The sequence below is a fragment of the Guyparkeria sp. SCN-R1 genome, assembly GCF_003932495.1.
GTDB lineage: Bacteria > Pseudomonadota > Gammaproteobacteria > Halothiobacillales > Halothiobacillaceae > Guyparkeria.
Genome location: NZ_QZMT01000019.1, coordinates 1 through 22,653 on the forward strand (window position 1 = coordinate 1; position 22,653 = coordinate 22,653).

General features: G+C 64.4%; 22 protein-coding genes. 12 read left to right on the forward strand and 10 right to left on the reverse strand.

The genetic code is table 11. From position 1 onward, the window contains the following. Positions 1–32 precede the first annotated feature (32 nt). The 5 genes from D5687_RS09570 to pilM form a co-directional block, all read right to left on the reverse strand. On the reverse strand, positions 33–905 hold the full coding sequence (locus tag D5687_RS09570; protein ID WP_158611848.1) for a type IV pilus secretin family protein: 873 nt from the start codon (positions 903–905) through the stop codon (positions 33–35). Between the two features lie 3 nt (positions 906–908). Continuing rightward, positions 909–1,361 carry a pilus assembly protein PilP gene (locus D5687_RS09575; RefSeq protein ID WP_125199555.1) on the reverse strand — a complete coding sequence of 151 codons (453 nt, stop codon included), beginning with the start codon at positions 1,359–1,361 and terminating at the stop codon, positions 909–911. Positions 1,362–1,448: 87 nt separating this feature from the next. Then, on the reverse strand, positions 1,449–2,069 hold the full coding sequence (locus D5687_RS09580; RefSeq protein ID WP_125199556.1) for a type 4a pilus biogenesis protein PilO: 621 nt from the start codon (positions 2,067–2,069) through the stop codon (positions 1,449–1,451). A gap of 3 nt (positions 2,070–2,072) precedes the next feature. Beyond that, positions 2,073–2,660 carry a PilN domain-containing protein gene (locus tag D5687_RS09585; protein ID WP_125199557.1) on the reverse strand — a complete coding sequence of 196 codons (588 nt, stop codon included), beginning with the start codon at positions 2,658–2,660 and terminating at the stop codon, positions 2,073–2,075. Beyond that, entirely contained in the window at positions 2,660–3,748 is a 1,089-nt protein-coding gene (gene pilM, locus D5687_RS09590) for a type IV pilus assembly protein PilM (protein ID WP_158611849.1), read from the reverse strand. Before pilM ends, D5687_RS09585 begins: the two co-directional genes overlap by 1 nt. A 198-nt stretch (positions 3,749–3,946) precedes the next feature. Here pilM and D5687_RS09595 point away from each other — a divergent pair, with 198 nt between their 5' ends. Both D5687_RS09595 and D5687_RS09600 read left to right on the forward strand, forming a co-directional pair. Next, positions 3,947–6,280, forward strand: coding sequence for a penicillin-binding protein 1A (locus tag D5687_RS09595; protein WP_158611850.1), 2,334 nt, complete (start codon positions 3,947–3,949; stop codon positions 6,278–6,280). 51 nt (positions 6,281–6,331) lie between these two features. Beyond that, the gene (locus tag D5687_RS09600; RefSeq protein ID WP_125199560.1) at positions 6,332–6,934 is read left to right on the forward strand and encodes a hypothetical protein; all 603 of its coding nucleotides are present in this window, start codon (positions 6,332–6,334) and stop codon (positions 6,932–6,934) included. 130 nt (positions 6,935–7,064) lie between these two features. Here the strand turns inward: D5687_RS09600 and hemE are convergent, their stop codons facing one another. From hemE to rpsU, 4 genes are all read right to left on the reverse strand, one after another. Continuing rightward, positions 7,065–8,129 (reverse strand): uroporphyrinogen decarboxylase, encoded by a 1,065-nt coding sequence (hemE, locus tag D5687_RS09605; RefSeq protein WP_125199561.1) that lies wholly within the window; start codon positions 8,127–8,129, stop codon positions 7,065–7,067. Positions 8,130–8,134: 5 nt separating this feature from the next. After that, positions 8,135–9,544 carry an FAD-dependent oxidoreductase gene (locus D5687_RS09610; protein WP_125199562.1) on the reverse strand — a complete coding sequence of 470 codons (1,410 nt, stop codon included), beginning with the start codon at positions 9,542–9,544 and terminating at the stop codon, positions 8,135–8,137. 90 nt (positions 9,545–9,634) lie between these two features. After that, entirely contained in the window at positions 9,635–10,084 is a 450-nt protein-coding gene (locus D5687_RS09615) for a GatB/YqeY domain-containing protein (RefSeq protein WP_125199563.1), read from the reverse strand. A 25-nt stretch (positions 10,085–10,109) separates the two neighbouring features. Continuing rightward, positions 10,110–10,325 (reverse strand): 30S ribosomal protein S21, encoded by a 216-nt coding sequence (gene rpsU, locus D5687_RS09620; RefSeq protein ID WP_125199564.1) that lies wholly within the window; start codon positions 10,323–10,325, stop codon positions 10,110–10,112. Positions 10,326–10,495: 170 nt separating this feature from the next. Between rpsU and tsaD the strand changes: the two genes are divergently transcribed. After that, positions 10,496–11,536 carry a tRNA (adenosine(37)-N6)-threonylcarbamoyltransferase complex transferase subunit TsaD gene (gene tsaD, locus D5687_RS09625; RefSeq protein ID WP_125199565.1) on the forward strand — a complete coding sequence of 347 codons (1,041 nt, stop codon included), beginning with the start codon at positions 10,496–10,498 and terminating at the stop codon, positions 11,534–11,536. Here tsaD and plsY read toward each other — a convergent pair. Then, positions 11,526–12,158: a glycerol-3-phosphate 1-O-acyltransferase PlsY gene (gene plsY, locus D5687_RS09630; RefSeq protein WP_125199566.1), complete on the reverse strand. Its 633-nt coding sequence runs from the start codon at positions 12,156–12,158 to the stop codon at positions 11,526–11,528. The two genes, tsaD and plsY, sit on opposite strands and share 11 nt — an antisense overlap. A gap of 116 nt (positions 12,159–12,274) precedes the next feature. On the opposite strand from plsY, the gene D5687_RS09635 reads away from it, so the two are divergent. The 9 genes from D5687_RS09635 (at position 12,275) to D5687_RS09675 (ending at position 22,589) form a co-directional block, all read left to right on the forward strand. Beyond that, a complete protein-coding gene (locus D5687_RS09635) occupies positions 12,275–12,988 on the forward strand; it encodes an alpha/beta fold hydrolase (protein ID WP_125199567.1) in 714 nt (237 codons plus the stop codon). A gap of 80 nt (positions 12,989–13,068) precedes the next feature. After that, positions 13,069–13,917: a malonyl-ACP O-methyltransferase BioC gene (gene bioC / locus D5687_RS09640; RefSeq protein ID WP_125199568.1), complete on the forward strand. Its 849-nt coding sequence runs from the start codon at positions 13,069–13,071 to the stop codon at positions 13,915–13,917. A 247-nt stretch (positions 13,918–14,164) separates the two neighbouring features. Next, on the forward strand, positions 14,165–15,622 hold the full coding sequence (ccoN, locus tag D5687_RS09645; RefSeq protein ID WP_125199569.1) for a cytochrome-c oxidase, cbb3-type subunit I: 1,458 nt from the start codon (positions 14,165–14,167) through the stop codon (positions 15,620–15,622). A gap of 18 nt (positions 15,623–15,640) precedes the next feature. Then, complete coding sequence (gene ccoO / locus D5687_RS09650) at positions 15,641–16,375, forward strand: cytochrome-c oxidase, cbb3-type subunit II (RefSeq protein ID WP_125199570.1); 735 nt, start codon at positions 15,641–15,643, stop codon at positions 16,373–16,375. A 31-nt stretch (positions 16,376–16,406) separates the two neighbouring features. Beyond that, a complete protein-coding gene (locus D5687_RS09655; protein ID WP_240031476.1) occupies positions 16,407–16,637 on the forward strand; it encodes a cbb3-type cytochrome c oxidase subunit 3 in 231 nt (76 codons plus the stop codon). Beyond that, positions 16,618–17,538, forward strand: coding sequence for a cytochrome-c oxidase, cbb3-type subunit III (gene ccoP / locus D5687_RS09660; protein WP_125199571.1), 921 nt, complete (start codon positions 16,618–16,620; stop codon positions 17,536–17,538). Before D5687_RS09655 ends, ccoP begins: the two co-directional genes overlap by 20 nt. Before the next feature lie 250 nt (positions 17,539–17,788). Further along, on the forward strand, positions 17,789–19,213 hold the full coding sequence (gene ccoG / locus D5687_RS09665) for a cytochrome c oxidase accessory protein CcoG (protein ID WP_125199572.1): 1,425 nt from the start codon (positions 17,789–17,791) through the stop codon (positions 19,211–19,213). Between the two features lie 69 nt (positions 19,214–19,282). Beyond that, positions 19,283–20,083, forward strand: a complete 801-nt coding sequence (locus D5687_RS09670) for a FixH family protein (protein WP_125199573.1) — start codon at positions 19,283–19,285, stop codon at positions 20,081–20,083. A gap of 49 nt (positions 20,084–20,132) precedes the next feature. Beyond that, positions 20,133–22,589 carry a heavy metal translocating P-type ATPase gene (locus D5687_RS09675; protein ID WP_240031477.1) on the forward strand — a complete coding sequence of 819 codons (2,457 nt, stop codon included), beginning with the start codon at positions 20,133–20,135 and terminating at the stop codon, positions 22,587–22,589. Positions 22,590–22,653: the final 64 nt, after the last annotated feature.

Consider the following 22,653-nt stretch of genomic DNA (forward strand, 5'->3'; position numbering starts at 1 on the left):
CCGGTCTGTCTCACTCTCATGCAAAGGTAAGATCAACCATTTAATCCGCTTACCCTGTATTCCTTCTTGCCCAGCGAGGTGCGTTGCTCTTCCTCGGGGATCGGTTGCACCTCGATGACCAGGCGGTTGCCGGTCTGGTAGGCCAGGTGCTCGCCGGCGTCCTGGGTCTTGAGGGTGACGCGGCTGCCGTTGCCTTCGCGGCGGACATCGACGCGTTCGACCGGGGTGGCGAAGTCGTTGACGTTGTAGCCACCTTCCTCGAGGCGCGTGCCCGGCAGGCGCACCACGATCTGGCTGCCCTGGCGCTTGATGTCCATGGGCGCGTCGGTGCTGCCCACGTCCAGCAGCAGGCGGCCGGCGCCGCTGGAGGCGCGGCGGAAGTCGATCGGCTGACCGGCATCCATGGCCGTGGCCTCGGAACTGCCGCGATCGGTCACGGCCATGCCGCTTGCCGTCGTCGTGGCTTGTTCTGCCTGATCAAAGGAGACGGTCAGGCGGTTGCCGTCCTGATTGATCGAATAGGGAACCGACTGGTCGAGATTGAACACTGCACGGGTCTTGCCGTTCGCCTCGGCCAGCATGACCGAATTCACCGCGCCCAGACCGATCGCGGTCTGGCGGCTGCCGGTCTGGTTGTCGACGTCGGGCAGGTCGACGGCCACCCGGGCCGGGTTGTCGATCTTGAAGCTGCCCGGCTCACCGGCCAAGGGCTCGGAAAGGCTGAAGTGCACTTGTACCGTGCCGTCGCTGGTGCGGTCGTAGGTGATCTCGTTGAGATCGCCGGCCAGTGCCAGGCATGGAGCCAGGGCGGCTGCCATGGTGATGGCTGGGAGGCCAAGCCCTCGACGCAATCCCGTGCTCAGGCGTGAAGGTTTCTTGAGGTTGTCCATATCGCTGCTTCCCATCATTTAGCTCCGGCCGCTCTGAGACTTGACGACCGTTGTCTGTTTTCTCCAGCCACCCTGTCCATCGGGCACGATTTCCTCCAGCGTGACGCTGGTCTCGCCGATCTCCAGCACTTCGCCATAGTTGCGACCCATGTGGTCGCCGAGCATCACCTCGTGGATTACGCCGTTGCCGTCGCGAATCAGGGCGTAGGTGTTGCCCTGACGATTGATGATGCCGCGCATGGCGAGCGCATCCAGCGGGAACTGCTCCAGCGGTTCCTTGGGGCGATCGACATCCGGTTTGAGGCCGTCCGAGTCGTCCACGTCGTCTTCCTTCGGTGGCATGAACGGTGTCCGGGCCTCTTCCGGCACGCTGTAGGCGTATTTCGGCAGGGGCTTCATTTCCGGGATCGGTTCGATCTTGCCACCCGGACGGGCCTCCAGCTCGGCGACTTCCTGCTCGAGGTCGGTCATGTCCTGAGCGCACCCGCTGACGGCGCCGATCAGAACGAGCCCCGAGCCGATCAACCCGAGTCGGGCCGATTCGTTTTTGGTCTGATTTCATTGGCCGCCTCCTTGCTCGCCGCTTTCGAGATACCGGTAGGTCTTCGCCTGGATGCCCATGGTCAGCTCACGTTCGGCGTCATCGTCCTTGTCACTGGCGTCGCGCGGCTTCATGGCCGGGTTGTGCAGGGTAACGATCCGAGGCAGGTTCGCTGTATCGCTGACGAACTGCGTCAGTTCGCGGTAGGTGCCGCGCAGCGAGAGGTGATAGGTCATCTCGGCGTAGAAGTCGTGTTTGACCTCATTGCCGGGACGGATCTGCTCGTTCTTCAGGCCGTTGGAGAGCGAGGTCTGGGCGACGTTGTCGATCAGGTTTTCCGCCTCGCGCTTGTTCGGCAGCTGACGCAGCAGCTCACCGAAACGGGTCTCCATTTCCTTGATCTGGGCCTGGTAGGCCTCGAGGTTGGCGGCCAGGCGCTGCTTCTGGTCGACGGTCTGCAGCAGCGATCGCTCTTCGCGCTGTTCGCGCTCGAGCAGTTCCTTCTGCGGCAGGGTGTCGAAATACACCACCCCGCCAACGATCAGCACGAAAACGAAGGCGAAGATGACCAGCCGGGTGCCTAGCGAGGTCAGACCGATCGTCTGAAAATCGAGATTTCTCAGTTCGTTGAGATCCATGGCTCAGTTCTCCTGGTCCGCGTCGTCTTCCTTGGGCGGCGTGATCTTCGCTTCGATCGAGAACACGTACTGGCCGGCGTTGGCTGTCTGGTCCGAGCCCTCGGCAAGGATGCCCGAGCCCACCAGACTGGCGCTGCCGATGTAGTCGGCACTGTTCAACCGGCGGAGGTAGGCCGCGACCCGTGCCTGAGCATCGGCCTTGCCCTGGATGCTGATCTTTTCGTCGTTGGTTACCGTCACGTCGGTCAGCTGGACGCCGTCCGGCAGGGTGGTGATGAAGTTTTCCACCAGATGGACGATCGTTGGCCGGCTGGACTGGAGCTTCTCGATGACCTGCATGCGGGCGGTCAGCTCGGCCTTGCGTTGTTTGAGCTCGTTGATCGTCTGGATCTGGCGGTCGAGCTTCTTGATCACGTCCTCGAGGTAGGCGTTGCGGGCCTGCTGGTTCTCGATCTGCGACTGCATGTAGCTGTGAATGCCGAAGGCGACGCCCACGGCGATCAGGGCGGCCAGTACCAGGTGGACGACAAAGTCGCGTTGCCGCTTCTGGCGCCGTTCCTCGCGCCAGGGGAGAAGGTTGATGCGTCTCATCAGTCGAAGCTCCTTAACGCAAGCCCGCAGGCAATCAGCATTGCGGTGCCGTGCCGAGCCATTTGCTCGGCGGACACGCCAGGTCCTTTGGCGAGTGCGGCGAACGGATTCGCCAGCCGGGTCGGGACCCCGGTCTCGTTGTTGATGCGCTCGACGGCGCCGGCGGTATTTGCCGCGCCGCCGCCGAGCAGGATGAGGTTGACGGTGCTGCCGCTGGATTCGGAGTAGTAGTACTGGATGAATCGCTCGATGTTCATGGCGAGCGAATCGAGGTAGGGCTGAAGCACCTTGCGGGGGTAGTCCTCGGGAAGGCTGTCGTCACGCTTGCGCTCCTCGGCCTCCTCGAGGGTCAATCCGTATTGGGCAGCGATCTCGCTGGTGAGCTGCTGGCCGCCGCCTTCGTGTTCACGCGTGTAGACGATGTCGTCGCCGACGAAGATGCTCAGTGTCGTGGTGGTGTCGCCGAGATCGAATACCGCCACCGGCTGGGAACGTTCTTCCGGGGCAAGTGTCAGAGCCAGTATCTCGGTAAATGCGTTCTGAAGGGCAAAGGATTCGATGTCGACCACGTCCGCCGTCATGCCAGCCGCCTCGGCTACCGCCACCCGACTGTCGACATTGTCGGTACGGGTGGCGGCCATCAGGACATCGACGCCCTCGGTTTCTCCGCTGCGACGCTTCTTCTGCTTGCCGAGAATGTCGGTCTGGACCGGCTCGAAGTCGAAATTGACCTCGTCGATCGGGAAGGGGATGTACTGGTCGGCTTCCAGCCGCACCTGTTCCTCGAGCTCGAATTCGTCACCCGGGTTGTCGATATGCAACACCCGGCTGACGGCCGAGGAGGTTGGCACCGCCATGCACAGGTGCCGGCCCTTGATGCGGGCTCGGCGCACCGCCCGCGTCAGCGCGTCCGCGACGGCTTCCGTGTCGGTGATCGATTTGCCCTGCACCGCTCCCTGCGGCAGGGGTTCGATGGCGAATGCCGTGGTGCGATAACCACCACGGCGTTTTTCCAGTTGGATTAGCTTGACGGCAGTCGAGCTGATGTCGACCCCGAGTCGAGCGGGTTTAGCGCTGAATAGTGGCACGGTCATTCCCTTCCTTTTGAGCGTGCGTTAAGGTTTCGCACACACGCACCTTGTCTCCCAGATATGCATCCTGTGGCATAACCGTCGCGCTTGTCGACAACGGCGCTGCTGCGTGCTCGCAACAACAGGCACTGGGCCTTTTTTCTCTCTATTCGAATGAAGCTTATCAAGATTATTTTCTATCTGGTTGGATTGGGGTTGATTTTGGCCCTTGCCGGCGTTGGTGTTCTGTATCGTCTTTACAACACCCAGTTGCCCAGTGTCGACGAGTTGGGCGAGGTGCGATACCAGATGCCGATGCGGATCCACGACCGCGAGGGTGGGTTGATCGCGGAGTTCGGCGACCAACGTCGTTTCCCGGTCTCCTACGACCAACTCCCGCCCGTCCTTGTGGATGCGTTCGTTGCCGCCGAGGACGATCGTTTCTTCGAGCACATCGGGGTGGATTTCCTTGGGCTGGCACGAGCCGCCGTCGAACTGGTACGTACCGGCGAGAAGTCGCAGGGCGGCTCGACCATCACCATGCAGGTGGCACGCAACTTTTATCTCGGGCGTGAGAAGACCTATACCCGCAAGCTTTACGAGATCCTGTTGGCGGTGAAGATCGAGCGGGCCTTCAGCAAGGAAGACATCCTTGCCCTTTATCTGAACAAGATCTTCATGGGGCACCGGGCCTATGGCGTCAAGGCCGCGGCCCAGGTCTACTTTGACAAGGACCTGCCGGAGCTGACGGCCGCCGAAGCAGCCATGCTGGCGGCCCTGCCTAAGGCCCCTTCGACGACCAACCCCGTCAGTAATCCCGAACGTGCCCTGGCACGACGCGCCTACGTGCTGGGACGCATGCTCAAGCTGGGCTTGATCGACCAGCCGACGTTCGAACGTTCGATCGATGAACCCTTGCCGGGGCGCTTGTATACCTCGGCCGAGGTAGTGACCCGCGCGCCTTACGCCGCGGAAATGGCACGGCGAGACCTGGTCGAGAAGTACGGGCAGGAAGCCTACGAGATGGGACTGGCCGTGCACACGAGCATCGACCCCGAGGCGCAGCAGTCCGCGACCCGTGCTTTGCGTCAGGGGCTGATCGACTACGACCGGCGCCACGGTTACCGCGGCCCGGAATCCGACTGGAGCGACTGGCTCGAGGATCGTGAGGCGCTGGAAAAACAGTTGGCGAACACCAGCCGGGTCGGTGGGCTGTTGCCGGGTGTGGTGCTGGAGGCCGGCGCGGCCGAGGCACGTGTGCTGGTGCGAGACGCCGGTGAAGTGGTTCTGGATCTCGATTCGATGAGCTGGGCCTGTGAATACCAGGACACCGATCGCTGCGGGCCGAAGCCCAAGGCGGTCGACGAGGTGCTGGGTCGGGGTGATCTGATTCGGGTCGAGTCGGTCGACTCCGACGACGGCGTGGCTTATCGGCTGGCGCAAATCCCGGAAGTGACCGGGGCGTTTGTCGCGCTCGACCCATCCAGTGGGGCGATCCGAGCCATGGTCGGGGGGTTCGATTTCTTCCACGATAGCCAGTTCAATAACGTCACCCGCGCCGAACGCCAGCCCGGCTCGGGATTCAAGCCCTATCTCTACTCCGCGGCCCTCGACCAGGGATTCACCTGGGCGAGCATGATCAACGACTCGCCGGTGGTGGTGGAGGATGGCGTGCGTCAGGGCATTGACTGGCGCCCGAGCAATTACGGCCGCAGTTTCGGTGGCATGCGTCGTATGCGTGATGCATTGACGCGTTCGGTGAACCTGGTTTCCATCCGTCTGGCGCAGGCCGTCGGCACCTCAACAGTCCTGGAATATGCCGGGCGCTTCGGCTTGCCGGTGGAGGAATGGAAGCCGACCCTGTCGATGGCGTTGGGCAGCTACACCCTGACCCCACTGGATCAGGTCGCCGGCTTTGCCGTGTTTGCCAATGGTGGCTATCGCGTCAGCCCGTTCCTGGTCACCGAGGTGGATAATCCGGACGATGGTGTGATCGATTCGCACCCGGCGGTCAGTCGCTGCGACGACTGCCCGGTTGACACGGCCGACCCGAGCCTGGCCCCGCGCGTGATTTCGGCGCAGAACGCCTTCCTGATGCGTTCAGGGCTCAGGGGCGTGGTCCGAGAGGGTACCGGGGTACGTGCCTGGCGGGCGCTGGAGCGAGAGGACATCGGCGGGAAGACCGGCACTACCAACGACCAGCGTGACGCCTGGTTCACCGGCTTCGGGCCCGGCTGGGTGGCCACCGCCTGGGTGGGGTTTGCCGACAACAGTGAACTGGGCCGGCGCGAGACGGGCGGCAAGGCGGCGCTGCCAGCGTGGATCGACTTCATGCGCGATGTGCTTCCGCCGCCCGAGGAGATAGAGGAGCCGCCGGAAGGGATCGTGACCGCCTGGATCGATCCGGATACCGGTAAACGCGTGCCGGAGGGGCACCCGGGGGCGATTCGCGAGTATTTCGATTCGACCAACCCGCAAGCCCAGCTTCCCGAGAAGGATGCAGCGGCCGAGTCGGGGACGTCGCGCGAGGTGATCGACAACCTGTTCTGACCCTTGGGGACGGCCTGGATCGCCGTTCCCGCGAATGAGGAGAGTGCGATAATGGGGCCGGCTTCACTGGAACTGTTGCGTCGAGCGGCGCGCCACGCCGCCGAGTCGCCAGGACAATCCCGCCGCGATTCATTGCGTGTTGCCGCAGATGAGCTGGGCGAGGCCCTTGACCCGCGCTTTCGCTCCGCGGACCTGGAGCGGCTCGAGCTTGAAGTCGGTCAGTATCAGGCGACCTTTCGTCCCGAACAGCGAGAACAGTTGGCCACGCTCCGGCGGGCGGCCCTCGAGGCGATGACCTTTTTTGCCGAATTCCGGCCACGGTTGGTGGGGGACGTGCTTGCCGGCACGGCCGATGACTATTCCCCCATTGTGTTGCAACTGTTTGCCTCCACCCCCGAGCGGGTCATCGAATGCCTGCTCGGTCACGACATCCCGTTCGAAGAATCCGAGACCAGCTATCAATACCCAGACGGCCGCCACGAACGGGTGTCGGTATTCGCCTTCGGGGCCGGCGACGATCACATCGTGCTGGAGGTCTTTCCCGAGGAGCGACTCCGGGAGACGCCGCTGGTCCCCGGCGGGGCCAAGTTGCGTCGTGCCTCGCGGCGGCAGGTCGAGGCGCTAATGCAGGAGGGGGTGGTGGGCACTCACTGAAGGTCGGGGGCGGTCGACGGCACTCCTGCCTGTTGCATGACGACGACGAATGGATTCATTGCCGATCCAATAAAAACGCCCCCGGTTTATCGCCGGGGGCGTTTTTGGTTTGGCCGGAGCGACATTCTGGTCAGTCGCGGGCACTCAGGCGATGGACCGCGTCGACGAGCACCTTGACCTTGTCCGGATTGACGTGCTGATGGATGCCGTGGCCCAGGTTGAAGACGTGACCGGGGTGGGGGCCGAATTCATTGAGGATGCGGGCCACCTCACGCTCGATCACCTCGTCGGGCGCGTAGAGCACGCTCGGATCGAGATTGCCCTGCAGGGCGACGCGATCACCGACCCGCTCGCGGATGGTGTCGAGGTTAACGGTCCAGTCCAGGCCGATGCCATCGGCGCCGGTATCCGCCATCAAGGACGCCCACTGGCCGCCGCCCTTGGTGAACAGCGTGACCGGCACATAGCTGCCGTCCGGGCGCTCGCGGTTGAGGCCGTCGACGATGCGCTGCATGTACTGCAGCGAGAAGTCGCGGTAGTCGTGTGGTGCGAGCACGCCACCCCAGGTGTCGAACACCATCAGTGACTGGGCGCCGGCCTCGATCTGGGCATTGAGATAGTCGGTCACGGCATCGGCGAGCCGGCCGAGCAGGTCGTGCGCGGCCCTCGGGTCGCTGTAGACGAGCCCCTTGACCTTGGCGAAGTCCTTGGTGCCGCCGCCCTCGACCATGTAGGTCGCGAGTGTCCAGGGGCTGCCGGTAAAGCCGATCAGTGGCACGCGCCCGTCCAGTGCCTTGCGAATGGTCGATACGGCGTTCATCACGTAGCCGAGGTCCGAGCCCATGTCCGGCTTGGGCAGGCGGGCGATGTCAGCCGCTGAGCGAACCGGGCGCTCGAACACCGGGCCTTCGCCGGCGACGAACTTCAACCCCAGCCCCATGGCGTCCGGGATGGTCAGGATGTCGGAAAACAGGATGGCCGCGTCGAGGTCATAGCGTTCCAGCGGCTGGAGGGTGACCTCGCAGGCCAGGTCCGCCGAGCGGCACAGATCCATGAAACTGCCCGCGCGCTGACGCGTGGCGCGGTATTCCGGCAGGTAACGACCTGCCTGACGCATGATCCAGATCGGGGTGCGATCGACGGGCTGGCGGGCCAGCGCACGTAACAGGCGGTCATTCTGCAGCGGAGCGGTCATGAAGCTTATACGTCCAGGTAGTCGAGGATGCCGAAGGCCGCGTTGCGCCCCTCGTAGACGGCCGTGACCACGAGATCCGCGCCACGCACCATGTCGCCGCCGGCGAAGATCTTGGGGTTGCTGGTCTGGAACTCGGGCGCGTTCTGATCCTTGTGGACCATTACGCGACCGCTGGGATCGAGCTCGATCTTCTGCGGTTCGAACCAGTCGGCCGGGGAAGGCCGAAAGCCGAAGGCGATCAGCACGGCATCGGCCTCGATGACCTGCTCGGAGCCCTCGATGGCCACCGGCCGGCGACGACCGCGCTCGTCCGGCTCGCCCAGGCGTGTCTCGACGAACTTCACGCCGGTGACCTGGCCGCCTTCGCCGAGCACTTCGACTGGCTGCAGGTTGAAGCGGAAGTGGGCACCTTCCTCGCGGGCGTTCTTCACCTCGCGGCGCGAGCCCGGCATGTTGTCTTCGTCGCGACGGTAGACCGTGGTCACCTTGGCCGCGCCCTGGCGCAGCGAGGTGCGGGTGCAGTCCATGGCCGTGTCGCCACCGCCTAGGACAACCACGCGCTTGTCCTTGACGCTGATGTACGGGTAGTCGCCGCCGAATTCCAGCAGGTGGTTGGTGTTGCCGATCAGGAAGGGCAGCGAGGCGTGCACGCCCTCGAGATCCTCGCCCGGGAAGCCGCCCTGCATGGCGTTGTAGGCGCCCATGCCCATGAACACCGCGTCGAACTCGCCGAGGATGTCGTCAATGGAAATGTCCTTGCCAACCTCGGTGTTCAGACGGAATTCGATGCCCATGCCCTCGAAGATCTCGCGACGGGTTTCCATCACGTGCTTCTCGAGCTTGAACGAGGGAATGCCGAAGGTGATCAGGCCGCCGATCTGCGGGTGGCGGTCGAAAACCACCGCCTTGACGCCGTGGCGCGCCAGGATGTCGGCGCAACCCAGGCCGGCCGGGCCGGCGCCGATCACCGCAACGCGCTTATCGGTGGGCACGACGTCGGACATGTCCGGACGCCAGCCCATCTTGAAGGCCTCGTCGGCGATGTACTTCTCCACCGAGCCGATGGTGACCGCGCCGAAGCCGTCGTTCAGGGTGCAGGCGCCCTCGCAGAGGCGGTCCTGCGGGCAGACCCGACCGCAGACTTCCGGCAGGGAATTGGTCTTGTGGGCCATCTCCGCGGCCTCGAGCAGGTTGCCTTCGGCGATCAGCTTGAGCCAGTTGGGGATGTAGTTGTGGACCGGGCATTTCCATTCGCAGTACGGATTGCCGCACTCGAGGCAGCGATCGGACTGTTCAGCCGCGTGATCCGGGGTGAATTGCCCGTAGATTTCGTTGAACTGTTGGACGCGTTCCTCGGCAGGAGTGGTCTCCGGGTCGCGTCGCGGCACGTTCAGGAACTGGAAAGTCTCGCCCATGGCTCGTTCTCGAATTGATGGTTCGGATCAACGCGGTGCCCGGGTAGGGGTCCGACGGTGCGGACCGCGGCCCGGGGCGATCCCCGTGGCTCAGGCCGAGAGGCGGGAGCGAACGGCCTGGCTGACGGCGGCCATGTCGGCACGTCCGGCCAGGCGTTCGCGGGCCGTCTTCATCACGGCCCCCATTTGGCTCAGGTCGGTGGCCTGCTCGGCGGCGATGATCTCGGCCACCGCGGCCTCGATTTCCTCGGGGGACAGCGGCTGAGGTAGGTAGGTCTCGATGATCGCGAGTTCGGCTTCCTCGACGGCCTTCAGGTCGTCGCGGCCGGCGGACTCGTACTGGGCGATCGACTCGCGGCGCTGCTTGGCCTGCTTGGTCAGGATCGCCATGGCCTCGTCTTCCGAGACCTCCCGGCGCTCATCGATCTCCCGCTGCTTGATCGCGGCGATCAGCATGCGGATGGTGGCCAGACGCGGCTTGTCGCCGCTCTTCATGGCCGTCTTCATGTCGGCGGTCAGACGCGCCTTGATCGTGCTCATGCGGTAGTCGCCGTCACAAGTGCGATCAGTACAGGCGAACGCGACGCGCTTGTTCCTTCGAGAGGCGCTTCTGGTTGCGCTTCACGGCGGCGGCAGCCTTGCGCTTGCGGGCGGCCGTCGGCTTTTCGTAGTACTCACGCTCGCGCATCTCGCTGATGATGCCGGCTTTCTCGCAAGAGCGCTTGAAACGACGAACTGCTACCTCGAAAGGCTCATTTTCCCGAACACGTACAGAAGGCATGAATGCGTTCCACCTCGTTGATTTGAAACTGAAATGTTTGGCTTCGGACCCACGCGGCCCAAAATAAAAGGTGTTGTAGTATAAAGCGTTGCCCGAGGTGTGCAAGAGGCAAATGCCGGCGTAGGCGGCGCCCTCGGTATTACAAACAAAAGTGGTGAGGAGTTTCGCGCGTGCGCGTATTGGCAATCGAGAGTTCCTGTGACGAGACCGCCGTGGCCCTGTTCGATGGCCGCAGCGGTAAGTTGCTGGCCCACCGTGTCCATTCCCAGACGGACGTGCATGCCGAGTATGGCGGGGTGGTGCCGGAGCTCGCCGCCCGCGATCACATGCGGCGCCTGCCCAGTCTGACCCGAGCGACGCTCACGGATGCGGGTGTTGGATATGACGCCATCGATGCGGTCGCCTACACCGCCGGCCCGGGTCTGGCCGGGGCCTTGATGACGGGGGCGGCGTTTGCCAAGGGTATTGCCGCCAGTCGCCGGGTGCCAGCGCTCGGCGTCAATCACCTGGAAGGGCATATTCTGGCGCCGTTGCTGGGTGATGATCCGCCGGCATTCCCGTTCCTGGCATTGCTGGTGTCCGGCGGCCACAGCCAGCTGATCGAGGTGCGTGAGGTGGGTGACTACCGTCTCCTGGGCGAGAGCATCGACGATGCGATCGGCGAAGCGTTCGACAAGTCGGCCAAGCTGATGGGGCTGGGCTACCCTGGTGGCGCGGCCCTGTCGCGACTGGCCGAGCAGGGTGACCCGACCGCGGTGCCGTTCACCCGGCCGATGGTCAATCGTCCCGGCCTGGACTTGAGCTTCAGTGGGCTGAAAACTGCGGTAGCCAACGCCATTGCCGCCGGTCATGCCCACGAGGACGTCGCGGCCTCGTTCGAGCGGACGGTGATCGACACCCTGGTGATCAAGCTCACGCGGGCGCTGGATCAAACCGGGCTGGATCGGCTGGTGGTCGCCGGTGGGGTGGCGGCCAATCGTCCCCTGCGTCAGCGACTGGTCGAGATGATGGCCGAGCGGGGTGGGGCGGTGCATTTCCCCGCGATCGAGTTGTGCACCGACAACGCGGCCATGATCGCGTTGGCGGGGTATCGTCGGCTCGCCGCCGGCGAGCGCGACGCCCTGCCGGGCTTTCGCGTGCGGGCCCGCTGGCCACTGGCCGAGCTCGAATTGCCCCGTATGCTCGACTCCGCGGTGCCCGTCACTCCTTGATCGACGACTCGGATTTCTCGCCGATGCGCGGCTCCTCGCCGCGCACCAACCGGCGGATATTGCCGTGGTGGCGCAGGATGAGCAGCAGGGACATCAGCGAGATCGCCAGGGCGATGAACGGTGGTGCGAGGAAGGTGGCCAGGGTCGCTGCTACCACCGCGGCAAACAAGGCGGACAACGAGGAATAGCGTGTCGCCCAGGCCGTGCTCAGCCAGCCAACGATGGCGACCAGCCCGATCAGTGGCGCCATGGCGAGGATCGCGCCAGCGGCGGTCGCCACGCCCTTGCCACCCTTGAAACCGAAGAACACCGGATAAAGATGCCCGAGGAAGGCGAACAGGCCGGCCGTGCCCATCGCCGCGTCTCGCGAGGCGCCGTCGACGGCCATTCCGGCGACGATGACCGGAATCAGGCCCTTGAGGAGATCGCCGACTAACGTGACAATGGCCGCCTTCTTGCCGCCCAGGCGCAGGACGTTGGTCGCGCCCGGATTGCCCGAGCCGGCCGAGCGCGGGTCCGGCAATCCCAGCAGGCGTGCCGTGATTACCCCGGTGGACAATGAGCCAACCAGGTAGGCGGCGACGGCGATGATGAGCAGAAGGGGCCAGTCGAGGGCAGTCAATTGCTAAATCCGGGGTTTGAATGGGAGCGTCATTATCACGGTCCGCCGGCTTGCCCGCAAACCACGGCGACTCGATGGGTGGCTGAATATGCGGTGCCGGGGCGCGAGGGTGATGCATGATGCTCGATGACCTCTCCGCCAGGCCCGCCTCGGTCGGGCTGGTCGCCGGCTGGTCCTTTCCGGCAACGGTGTTTGATCCGCTGGTGCGCCAGCTGCCCGGTGATGAGGTGGTCGCCTTTGACTGGTCGACGTTTTCGTCCGACTGGCTTGGGCCGGGTCGAGAAGAACGCGCGGTGCCGGGCTTGGGCCCGGCGGTCTGGATCGGCTGGTCGCTGGGTGGCGCGTTGCTGCTCGAGGCCGTGCGTCGGGGCCGCATTCGGCCCGCGCGGCTGGTGTTGATCCAGGCCACGCCGCGTTTCCTGGCGGAGGATGGCTGGCCCGGAGTGAGTCGCGGCGATTGGCAGGGCTTGCGGCGAGCGGCGGGGCGGCAGCCTGTCGCGGCCGCCGCCGCCTTTCGGCGTCGTTTTGATCTCCCGAGTGCGCCGGCTGCCTCCGACAGGCTGGCTGCCGCCGATGGCCTCGACTGGCTGGCCCGACTGGACCTTCGGAGCCAGCTTGTCTCCATCGAAGTGCCCGTCGACATCTGGCTGGCGCCCGACGACCCGTTGGTGCCCGTCGACTGGCCGGAGCATCTCGAGCTGCCGGCGCATGTGCGTGTGCATCGGTTCGAGCAGGGTGGGCACGCCGAGTGGCTCGACCATTCGGCTTCCCTGGCGCGCTCATTGATCGACCCGTTCGCCGATGATCCGGGTGCCCGTTCGGCGCGCTGAGCGACGCGCTTGCTCAAGCATCGCTTCCGATCCGCTGCGCTCCATACATCAAGTCAACCGTGAGTGACTCTCTACTAGATATGTCTGCCTTGCCCTCCTTCGACCTGCGCCGCGTCCGTGATCGTTTCAACCGCGCGGCGGCCGACTACGACCGTCATGCGGCGGTCCAGCGCGAGATCGGTCGACGGCTGGATGAGCGGTTCGGCTGGCTGAAGCTCGACCCGGCCCGGATCCTTGATCTCGGGTCCGGCACCGGTCAGATGGTGCGGGCCATGCGCCAGCGCTATCCGCAGGCCGACGTGGTGGGGCTCGATCTCGCCGAGAACATGCTCCGCTGCCTGCCCCGGCGTCGCTGGTGGTCGCCGCATCGGGCCGCGGTGGTGGCCGACATGCATGCCCTGCCATTCGTGGGCGGCAGCATGGACGCGGTGCTCTCCAATTTCGCCGTGCAATGGAGCGATCGCCCCGATGTCCTCTTCGGTGAAGTCGCCCGGGTGTGTGCCTCCGGTACGCCGTTTGCGTTCACTACGCTCGGGCCGGATAGCCTGCAGGAAATCCGCCGCGCCTGGGCCGAGGTCGACCCCTCTCCCCATGTGCACCAGTTTCTCGACATGCACGATCTGGGTGACGCGCTGGTCTCGGCGATGCTCGCCGACCCGGTGATGGACCGCGAGACGCTGACGGTTACCTACCCGACGGTTGATGCCTTGCTGGCCGATCTGAGGGGGGTCGGTGTCGGCAATGCCCAGACGGGGCGGTCGGCGGGCATGACCGGGCCGCGGGCCTGGCGCCGATTCCGCGACGCGCTGGCCGACCAGGCCGTTGACGGTCGCATCCCCCTGACCTACGAGATCGTGTACGGGTTGGCGTGGGGTACGGGGGTGTCGCCGGTAGCCGCTCCGGCACATGGGGTCGTGCCCGCCGGGTAAGTCGGTAGCGTGACGCTGTGGCGGCCGCGCAACAGATAAAACTTGCGCGTGAATCAATCAGGTTTGCTTATGAACGGGTGAAATGCCCGCTAACTGGTTGAAACCCCGTTGCTGCGGGGGTTTCCGGGCGAGTAATTTAGTAAATTCATAGGTTTTTGTCGGCAGGGGATTCGATTATGATTGCCGACCGAGAAAAAGGGTCTGGCCGACGCGGCCGGGATGAACCTAAAAGTCTGGAGGGGTCACGATGTCCACCACAACAGCTTCGGTAGCGACCGAGCAGTACAACTACGGCATCGTCAAGAAGTTCGCCATCATGGCCATGATTTGGGGCGTGTTGGGGATGCTTGCCGGTGTGTACATTGCCAGTGAGCTGGCATGGCCGTTTTTGAACTTCAACATCGCCGAGATCACCTTCGGCCGTCTGCGCCCCGTGCACACGACGCTGGTGATCTTCGGTTTTGGTGGCAGTGCGTTGTTCGCAACGTCCTACTACATCGTGCAGCGCACCTGTCAGGCGCGCCTCTGGGGTGGCAAGCTGCTGCCCGAGCTGACCTTCTGGGGCTGGCAGCTGGCCCTGGTGCTGGGTGTCATCACCTACATGGCCGGTTACACCCAGGGTCGTGAGTACGCCGAGTTCGTCTGGCCGATCGATCTGCTGATCGCCGTCGTCTGGGTGCTCTACTTCGCCGTCTACGCGATGACCCTGGTCAAGCGCAGCCAGCCGCACATCTACGTGGCCAACTGGTTTTTCATGGGGTACATTTTGGCCGTTGCCCTCCTGCACATCTTCAACAACCTGCAGGTGCCGGTCGCCTGGAACAGCCTCGAGTCCTACGCACTGTTCGGTGGCGTACAGGATGCGATGACGCAGTGGTGGTACGGCCACAACGCGGTCGGCTTCTACCTGACCGTCTCCTTCCTCGGCATGATGTACTACTTCGTGCCCAAGCAGGCCGGTCGCCCGATCTACTCCTACCGCCTGTCGATCGTCCACTTCTGGGCGCTGTCGTTCCTGTACATGTGGGTGGGCGCACACCACCTGCACTGGACGGCGTTGCCGGACTGGGTTTCCACCCTCGCGGCCGCCTTCTCCATCCTGCTGCTCCTGCCCTCCTGGGGTGGCATGATCAACGGCATCATGACGCTGTCGGGCGCCTGGGAGAAGCTGCGTACCGACCCGATCATGCTGTTTTTGATCACCGCGTTGGCCTTCTACGGCATGTCGACCTTCGAGGGTCCGATGATGTCGCTGAAGTCGGTTAACGCCCTGTCGCACTACACCGACTGGACCATCGGCCACGTGCACTCCGGTGCGCTGGGCTGGGTCGCGATGATCACCATCGGCTCGTTCTACCACCTGATCCCGCGTCTCTGGGGTACCACGCTGTACTCGACCAAGCTGGTGTTCGTGCACTTCTGGCTGGCCACCATCGGTGTCGTGCTCTACATCGTCGCCCTGTGGGTCGCCGGTATCGGCCAGGGCCTGATGCTGCGTGCCTTCGACCAGTACGGCAACCTCGCCTACACCTTCATCGAGACCGTCTCGTTCCTGCACATCCCGTACGTGGTGCGTGCCATTGGTGGCGCCTTCTTCCTCTCGGGCATGCTGCTGATGTCGTACAACATCTACATGACGATCTCGGGTGCCCGTCAGCCGGCATCCGATGAAGGCCGCGACGCCGTTGCTGCCGCCGCACGCTAAAGGATTGAGGTTAGGTGAATGAAACACGAAAGCATTGAAATCAACTCCGGCCTGCTGATCGTCCTCACCCTGGCGGTCATCAGCATCGGGGGGCTGGTCGAGATCGTCCCGCTGTTCCACATCGAGGAGACGGTCGAGGACGTGGACGGTGTCCGTCCCTACACTCCGCTGGAGCTTCGGGGCCGGGACATCTACGTCCGCGAGGGCTGCTACACCTGTCACTCGCAGATGATCCGTCCGTTCCGTGACGAGCAGCTGCGTTACGGCCACTACTCGCTGGCGGCCGAGTCCCAGTACGACCACCCGTTCCAGTGGGGCTCCAAGCGCACCGGTCCGGACTTGGCCCGTGTGGGCGGCAAGTACTCCAACGAATGGCAGACCCAGCACCTGGTCGACCCGCAGTCGCTGGTGCCGGAGTCGATCATGCCGGGTTACCCCTGGCTCCTGGAGAACGAGCTGGACTACAGCCAGATCGAGGACCGCATGGTGGCGCTCAAGCGCGTCGGCGTGCCGTACTCCCGCAGCCAGGAAGAGTACGACGCCAACGTCGAGCAGTTCGGCGCCGACATGGCCGACCAGCTCCACGTCGGTAACGCGACCGAGGTCCTGAAAAGCCAGGCCGGTGCGCAGAACTGGGACGGCGATCCGAACCGCATCACCGAAATGGACGCCCTCGTGGCTTACCTGCAGATGCTGGGCACGATGGTCGACTTCTCCAAGTACGAAGACGGCCACTTCAACCAGTTCCGTTGATACTTGAAACCGCCACCGTCGAGGTGATCTCTTGATTGGCGATATTTTTGCGTGGTTGGGCGACATGGAGAACAGCAAGCCGTTGGCGCTGATTCTGTTCTTCAGCACGTTCGTCGGCATCATCCTTTACGTCTACACGGGCAAGAAGCGCAAGCAGCGTCTCGAGTCGTACAAGGACATCCCCTTCATGGACGACGACGAGCTCGACCCGACGCATGAAAAGAAACAACAGGTGAAGAAAGATGAGTCAAACGGAAAATAAGCAGGGGCAGGTCGAGACCACCGGGCACGTCTGGGACGGCGATCTGCGTGAGTACAACAACCCCCTGCCGCGCTGGTGGCTGTGGGCGTTCTACGTCACCATCGTCTTCTCGGTGGTCTACTGGATCCTCTACCCGGCGTGGCCCTACGGCGACAGCTACACCAAGGGCATCAACACGGTCGAGTACACCGTGGAAGGGGAAGACGGCGAAGAGAAGACCGTCAGCGAGCACTGGAACACCCGTGCCCTGTTCACCCGCGACATGCAGTCCAGCCCCTCGGCACTCGCCCAGGAAGAGTGGGTCGGCAAGGTCAAGGACATGAGCTTCGAGGAAATCGAGCAGGATCCGGACACCCTGCAGTTCGCCATGTCGATGGGCAACTACACCTTCGGTGATTACTGCGCGGCATGTCACGGTGCCGGTGGTCAGGGCAAGATCGGCCTGTTCCCGAACCTCGCCGACAACGCCTGGCTCTACGGCAACTCCTACGAGACCATCGTCAACAAGATCAACAACGGTATTCAGGGGATGATGCCGGCCCAGAACGTCGCCGAGGACAAGATCGACGACCTGGCCACGTACGTCCTGAGCCTCTCGGGTGAAGCCGAGATCAGTGGCGAGGCGGCCAGCCGCGGCAAGCAGGCGTTCGCCAGCTGTGCCGGTTGTCACGGCGCCGAGGGCAAGGGCAACGAGGCCATGGGCGCGCCCAACCTCGCGGATGCCATCTGGGGCGTGGCCGACGTGCCGGGCTGCGGCGATGACGTGGCCTGCAAGGTCGACGAGATCAAGCACGTGGTCAACAACGGCATCCAGCGTGAAATGCCGGCCTTCGGTGATCGCCTCACCGAGACCCAGGCGCGCATGCTCGCCATCTACGTGCGCCAGATGGGCGGCAACTGATCGGCAGACATGGATCGCCAGCGGCGCCGTCGCGCGCCGCTCACGCCAAGGAAGAACACCGGCCGTCTGGTCGGTGTTTTTTGTGTCGGCGTTGGCGCTGGCGGCGGCCGTTGACTGTTTTCGTTGGCGGAAAAAAACGGTGCAAACGAGCAACGGGGATCGTCGCCAATCCCGGGTAACCATCTTGGGTTTAGAGAAAAACCCTATGGGATATAAGATATTCCCGATGCACCAATTCGGAGACTGATAGATGGCCCATCACGACGATCCGAGCTACCCGGCCGAACCGCTCTACCAGGCGCGCGAGCCGATTCACCCCAAGGCGATTCACGGGCGGTTCCGCCGCTTCAAGGACATCGTGCTGCTGGTGGCCTACGGCGTGTTCTTCCTGCTGCCCTGGGTGCGCTGGGAGCGAGGCGTCGGACCGGATCAGGCCGTGATGTTCGATATTCCCTCGCGACGCTATTACCTGTTCGACCTGGTGATTCATCCGCAGGATATGTTCCTGCTGGCGGGGTTCCTGATCCTGGCGGCTTGGTTGCTGTTTTTCGTGACCGGCCTGGTCGGTCGGGCGTTCTGCGGCTATTTCTGCTTCCAGACCTTGTGGACGGACGTCTTCATGAAGGTCGAGGCCTTGGTGCAGGGTGATCGGAACAAGCGCATGCGCCTGGAGAAGCAGCCCTGGAACGGTGAAAAACTCGCCAAAAAGGGGCTGACCATCCTGATCTGGACGCTGATCGCGTTCTGGACCGGCTTTACCTTCACCTCCTACTGGGCCGACGCCCCGCAACTGTTCGTCAGCTTCTTTACCCTGGATGCGGCGAGCGCGGCCTACATCACCACCGGCATCCTCACCGCCACGACCCTGGTCGCCGCCGGTTTCGCCCGCGAACAGGTGTGTATCTACATGTGTCCCTACGCCCGTTTCCAGAGCGTGATGTTCGACAAGGAGACCCTGCTGGTGTCCTATGACGACGCGCGCGGTGAAGGGGAGGCTGGCCGGCGGCCGCTCAAGCAGGGCCTGATGACGCTCGAGGAACGCCACGCCCAGGGGGTGGGTGATTGCATCGATTGCAATCTCTGCGTGCAAGTCTGCCCCACGGGGATCGACATTCGCGACGGGTTGCAGCTCGAGTGCATCTCCTGCGGACTCTGCATCGATGCCTGTGACCAGATCATGACCAAGCGTGGCTGGCCCACCGGCCTGATCCGGTACGCCTCCGAGCAGGAACTGGAAACCGGCGAGAAGCCGAACCTGCTGAAGTTCCGGACGATCGGTTATGGTGTCGCGACCGTCGCGGCCACCGTGCTGCTGCTGTACGGCATCTTTGCCCGGGCGCCGGCCGACCTGACCGTCCATCAGGTGCGCCAGCCGCTGTTCACTGTGCTGGCAAGCGGCGACGTCCAGAACAACTACAACGTCAAGATCAACAACAAGCTCCAGGAGCCGCTCGAGTTTCAGTTGGCGGTCGAGGGCTTGCCCGAGGCTCGCGTGAGCGTGGTGGGGGGGTTCGGTTCGCTGGATGTGCCCGCCGATGAATCACGCAAGTACCTGGTGCATGTTCGTGTCCCGCGGGATGTCCAGGTCTCGCGTCGCGAGATACAATTCATCCTGACCGAACAGAACGGGCGCATCGAGCCGCTGGAGCACGATGCCAGCTTTGTTTTCCGCTGATCGTTATCGCCTTTTGCCCCCGTCGGCCCGCCCGGCGGGCGGGGGCAGCACCCAACCGGATTCCTGACCATGGCTGTATTGCTGCCTGCCGCGCTCGGCATGACCATCATTCCGATCCTGTTCTTCCTGCTGCGCTGGCGTTTTCCCACCGCCGGCCGCCAGATCGCCTTTATCCTGGGCGTGTTGGCGCTGGCGGCCTATGCTCCCTATGCCATCATCAACTGGCCGGGGCTGGATGTCGTGGCGATGGTCGCGGCTATTCTGGTGATGACCGCGTTCATCCTCGGGCTGATGTCCCCGCCGAAACACGCCGACTCGCACAAGATGGTATTCCACGCCGGGCCGGCGACCATCATCGCCTTCTTTGCCGTGATCATCCTGCTCGATTCGATCTTTCTGACCATCGCGACCACCGGCCTGAGCGAGAACGTGGCGCGCCAGATCCTCCCCGAGCCGCAGGGCGGCCCGGTGGCCACCTCCTATTTTCCCGGCACGGTCGCTCATGACTACCAGGAGAAGGCAAAGCAGTTCCAAGCCTACGATGCCATGCGCGATGCGCAGGACAAGCGTGGCTGGCGGGTCCATCGCGGCTGGCTGGGCGAGCCGGTGGTCGGCCAGTCCACACCGTTCCAGATCCAGGTGCTCGACGAGGCGGGACAGCCGGTCGAGGGGGCCGAGGTGACGGCGCACTTCCTGCGTTTTTCGAGCAAGTCGCTCGATTTCACGCGCCAGCTCGACGAAGTGAAGCCCGGCATGTACCAGGCGGGCATCACGCCGACACGGCCAGGCCGCTGGGAGATCATCGTCGACGTTCGACGTGACGGCGAAACCCATCAACTGCGCGGCATGACCGACGTCGCCGCCCACTGAACGCCGGTGATCGATTGAAGCGCCTGCCCGCCCGATGTCTGCCGATCCGATGAGCGAGATTCGCCCCGAAGCCGCGACGCCGGAGAGCGCCGCGGCTTGCTTCCATTGTGGCCTGCCCGTGCCCACGGGGGCGGACTACCGGACCCGCGTACTCGGTGAGGAGCGCGACATGTGCTGCCCCGGCTGTCAGGCGGTCGCCCAGGCGATCGTCGAGGCCGACATGGAAGAGTACTACCGCCACCGCACCGAAGCCTCGCCGCGTCCGGATGAAGATCTCGAACGCGTGCTCGAGGAACTGGCGATCTACGACCGGCCCGAGATGCAGAAGTCGTTCGTCGCCAACCGCGAGGGCGACCGGCGCGAGGCATCGCTGATTCTCGAGGGCATCGTCTGCGCGGCCTGCATCTGGCTTTCCGAACGCCACGTCCGCCAGTTGCCCGGAGTGGAATCCTTCTCGGTGAACTTCACCACGCACCGCGCCCAGGTGGTCTGGGACAACACGCAGGTGCAACTCTCCGAGATCCTGCGCGCGATTGCGGCCATCGGCTATCGTGCCTATCCCTACGATCCTGATCGCCAGGACCGCGTCTATCGGCGCGAACGCCACGACATGATGCGTCGCCTGGCGGTCGCCGGGCTGGTCTACCTGCAGGTCATGATGATTTCGATGTCGCTGTATTTCGGCGACTTCCTCGACCTGTCCGAGGATCTGCGGTACTTCTTCTGGTGGGTCAGCCTGGTGCTGTCGACCCCGATCGTGCTCTATTCGGGCCAGGCCTTCTTCCGGCCAGCCTGGCGGGACTTGAAACAGCGACGGGTGAGCATGGATCTGCCCGTGTCGATCAGCATCCTGCTGGCCTACGGCGGCAGCGTCTACGCGGTGCTCACGCACAGCGGCGAGGTCTACTTTGACTCGGTCACCATGTTCATCTTCCTGCTGCTCGCGGGGCGGTTCCTGGAGCAGGGTGCGCGCCACAAGGCCGGCGAGCTGGCCGAATCACTGAACAAGCTGGTGCCGCAGGTCGCCAATCGCTTCGAGTCCGACGGCTCGGTGGCGGTCATCCCGGCATTCGACCTGGTCCCCGGTGATCGCATCCTCGTCCGGCCCGGCGGGCCGGTGCCCGCCGACGGGGTGGTGATCGAGGGTGAGAGCGGCGTCAACGCCTCGATGCTGACCGGCGAGAGCCTGCCGGAGTTCAAGCGCGCCGGCGATCGCGTCTCGGCGGGTACCGTCAACACCGAAAGCCCGCTGGTGGTCGAGGTCGACAAGGTCGGCCAGGACACGATGGTGTCCTCGATCGTCCGACTGATCGACCGGGCCCAGTCGCAAAAACCGCGGATCGCCGAGACGGCCGACCGCTTCGCGCGCAAGTTCGTCATCGGCCTGCTGGTCACCACCGCGCTGGTCACGGCCGCCTGGCTGGTGATCGACCCGTCTCGCGCGTTCTGGATCGCCGTGGCGATCCTGGCGATCACCTGCCCCTGTTCGCTGTCGCTGGCCACGCCCGCGGCGATCGCCGTGGCGGTGGGGCGCCTGACCCGTTCGGGCTTGCTGGTCACCCGGGGGCGGGCCCTGGAAGGCCTGGCGCGGGTCACCCACGTGGTGTTCGACAAGACCGGCACCCTGACCACCGGCGAGCTGATGGTGCGTGACATGGAACCCCTCGCCGATGTGGACTCCGCGCGCCTGGCGGACATGGTCGCGGCCCTCGAGCAGTACGCCGACCACCCCGTCGGTCGGGCGCTCGCCGCCTGGGGCAACGAGCACGCTCACGGAGCGGCGCCGGCGGTCACGGAGGTCGAGAGCGCCAGCGGGCGAGGCGTGAGCGGGTACGTCGATGGTGAGCGCGTTGCCGTCGGCAACGCCCGCCTGATGGATGAGCTGGGGATCGCCCTTCCCGAACGCGAGGCGGCGGTCGACGAGCTGGTGGTCTGGGTGGCGCGAGGTTCCACGCCGATCGCCCGCGCCGTGCTCAGCGATCGCTTGCGCGACGACGCCGCCGAGGTGGTGGAGCGGCTCAAGGGGCAGGGGGTCTCGGTGTGGCTGCTGTCCGGCGACCAGCCCGACCGGGCCGCGATGATCGGCCGGCACCTGGGCGTGGACCACGCCGAGGGTGGCCTGTTGCCCGAAGACAAGATGGAACGCGTCGCCTCGCTGCAGGCCGACGGCGGGCGGGTGCTGATGGTCGGTGACGGGGTCAACGACGCGCCGGTGCTCGCCTGCGCGGACGTCTCCATGGCGATGGGCGGCGGCACGGCGGTCGCCAAGCACAGCGCGGACATGGTGCTGCTCAACGACCGGGTGGCCGAGACGGCCTTCGCGGTGGGTTATGCCCGGCGGACCATGGGCGTGATCCACCAGAACCTGACCTGGTCGGTCTGGTACAACGCCATCGCCATCCCGATTGCCGCGCTGGGCTTCGTGCAGCCCTGGCTCGCGGCAATCGGCATGTCGCTCAGTTCGATTGCCGTGATCGGCAACGCCCTGCGCCTGCGGCGGGGGTAGTCAGGACACGTCGTCAAGGAAGGCCTGCATACAATCCGGTGCCGCCTTGACCCGGCATTTCGGC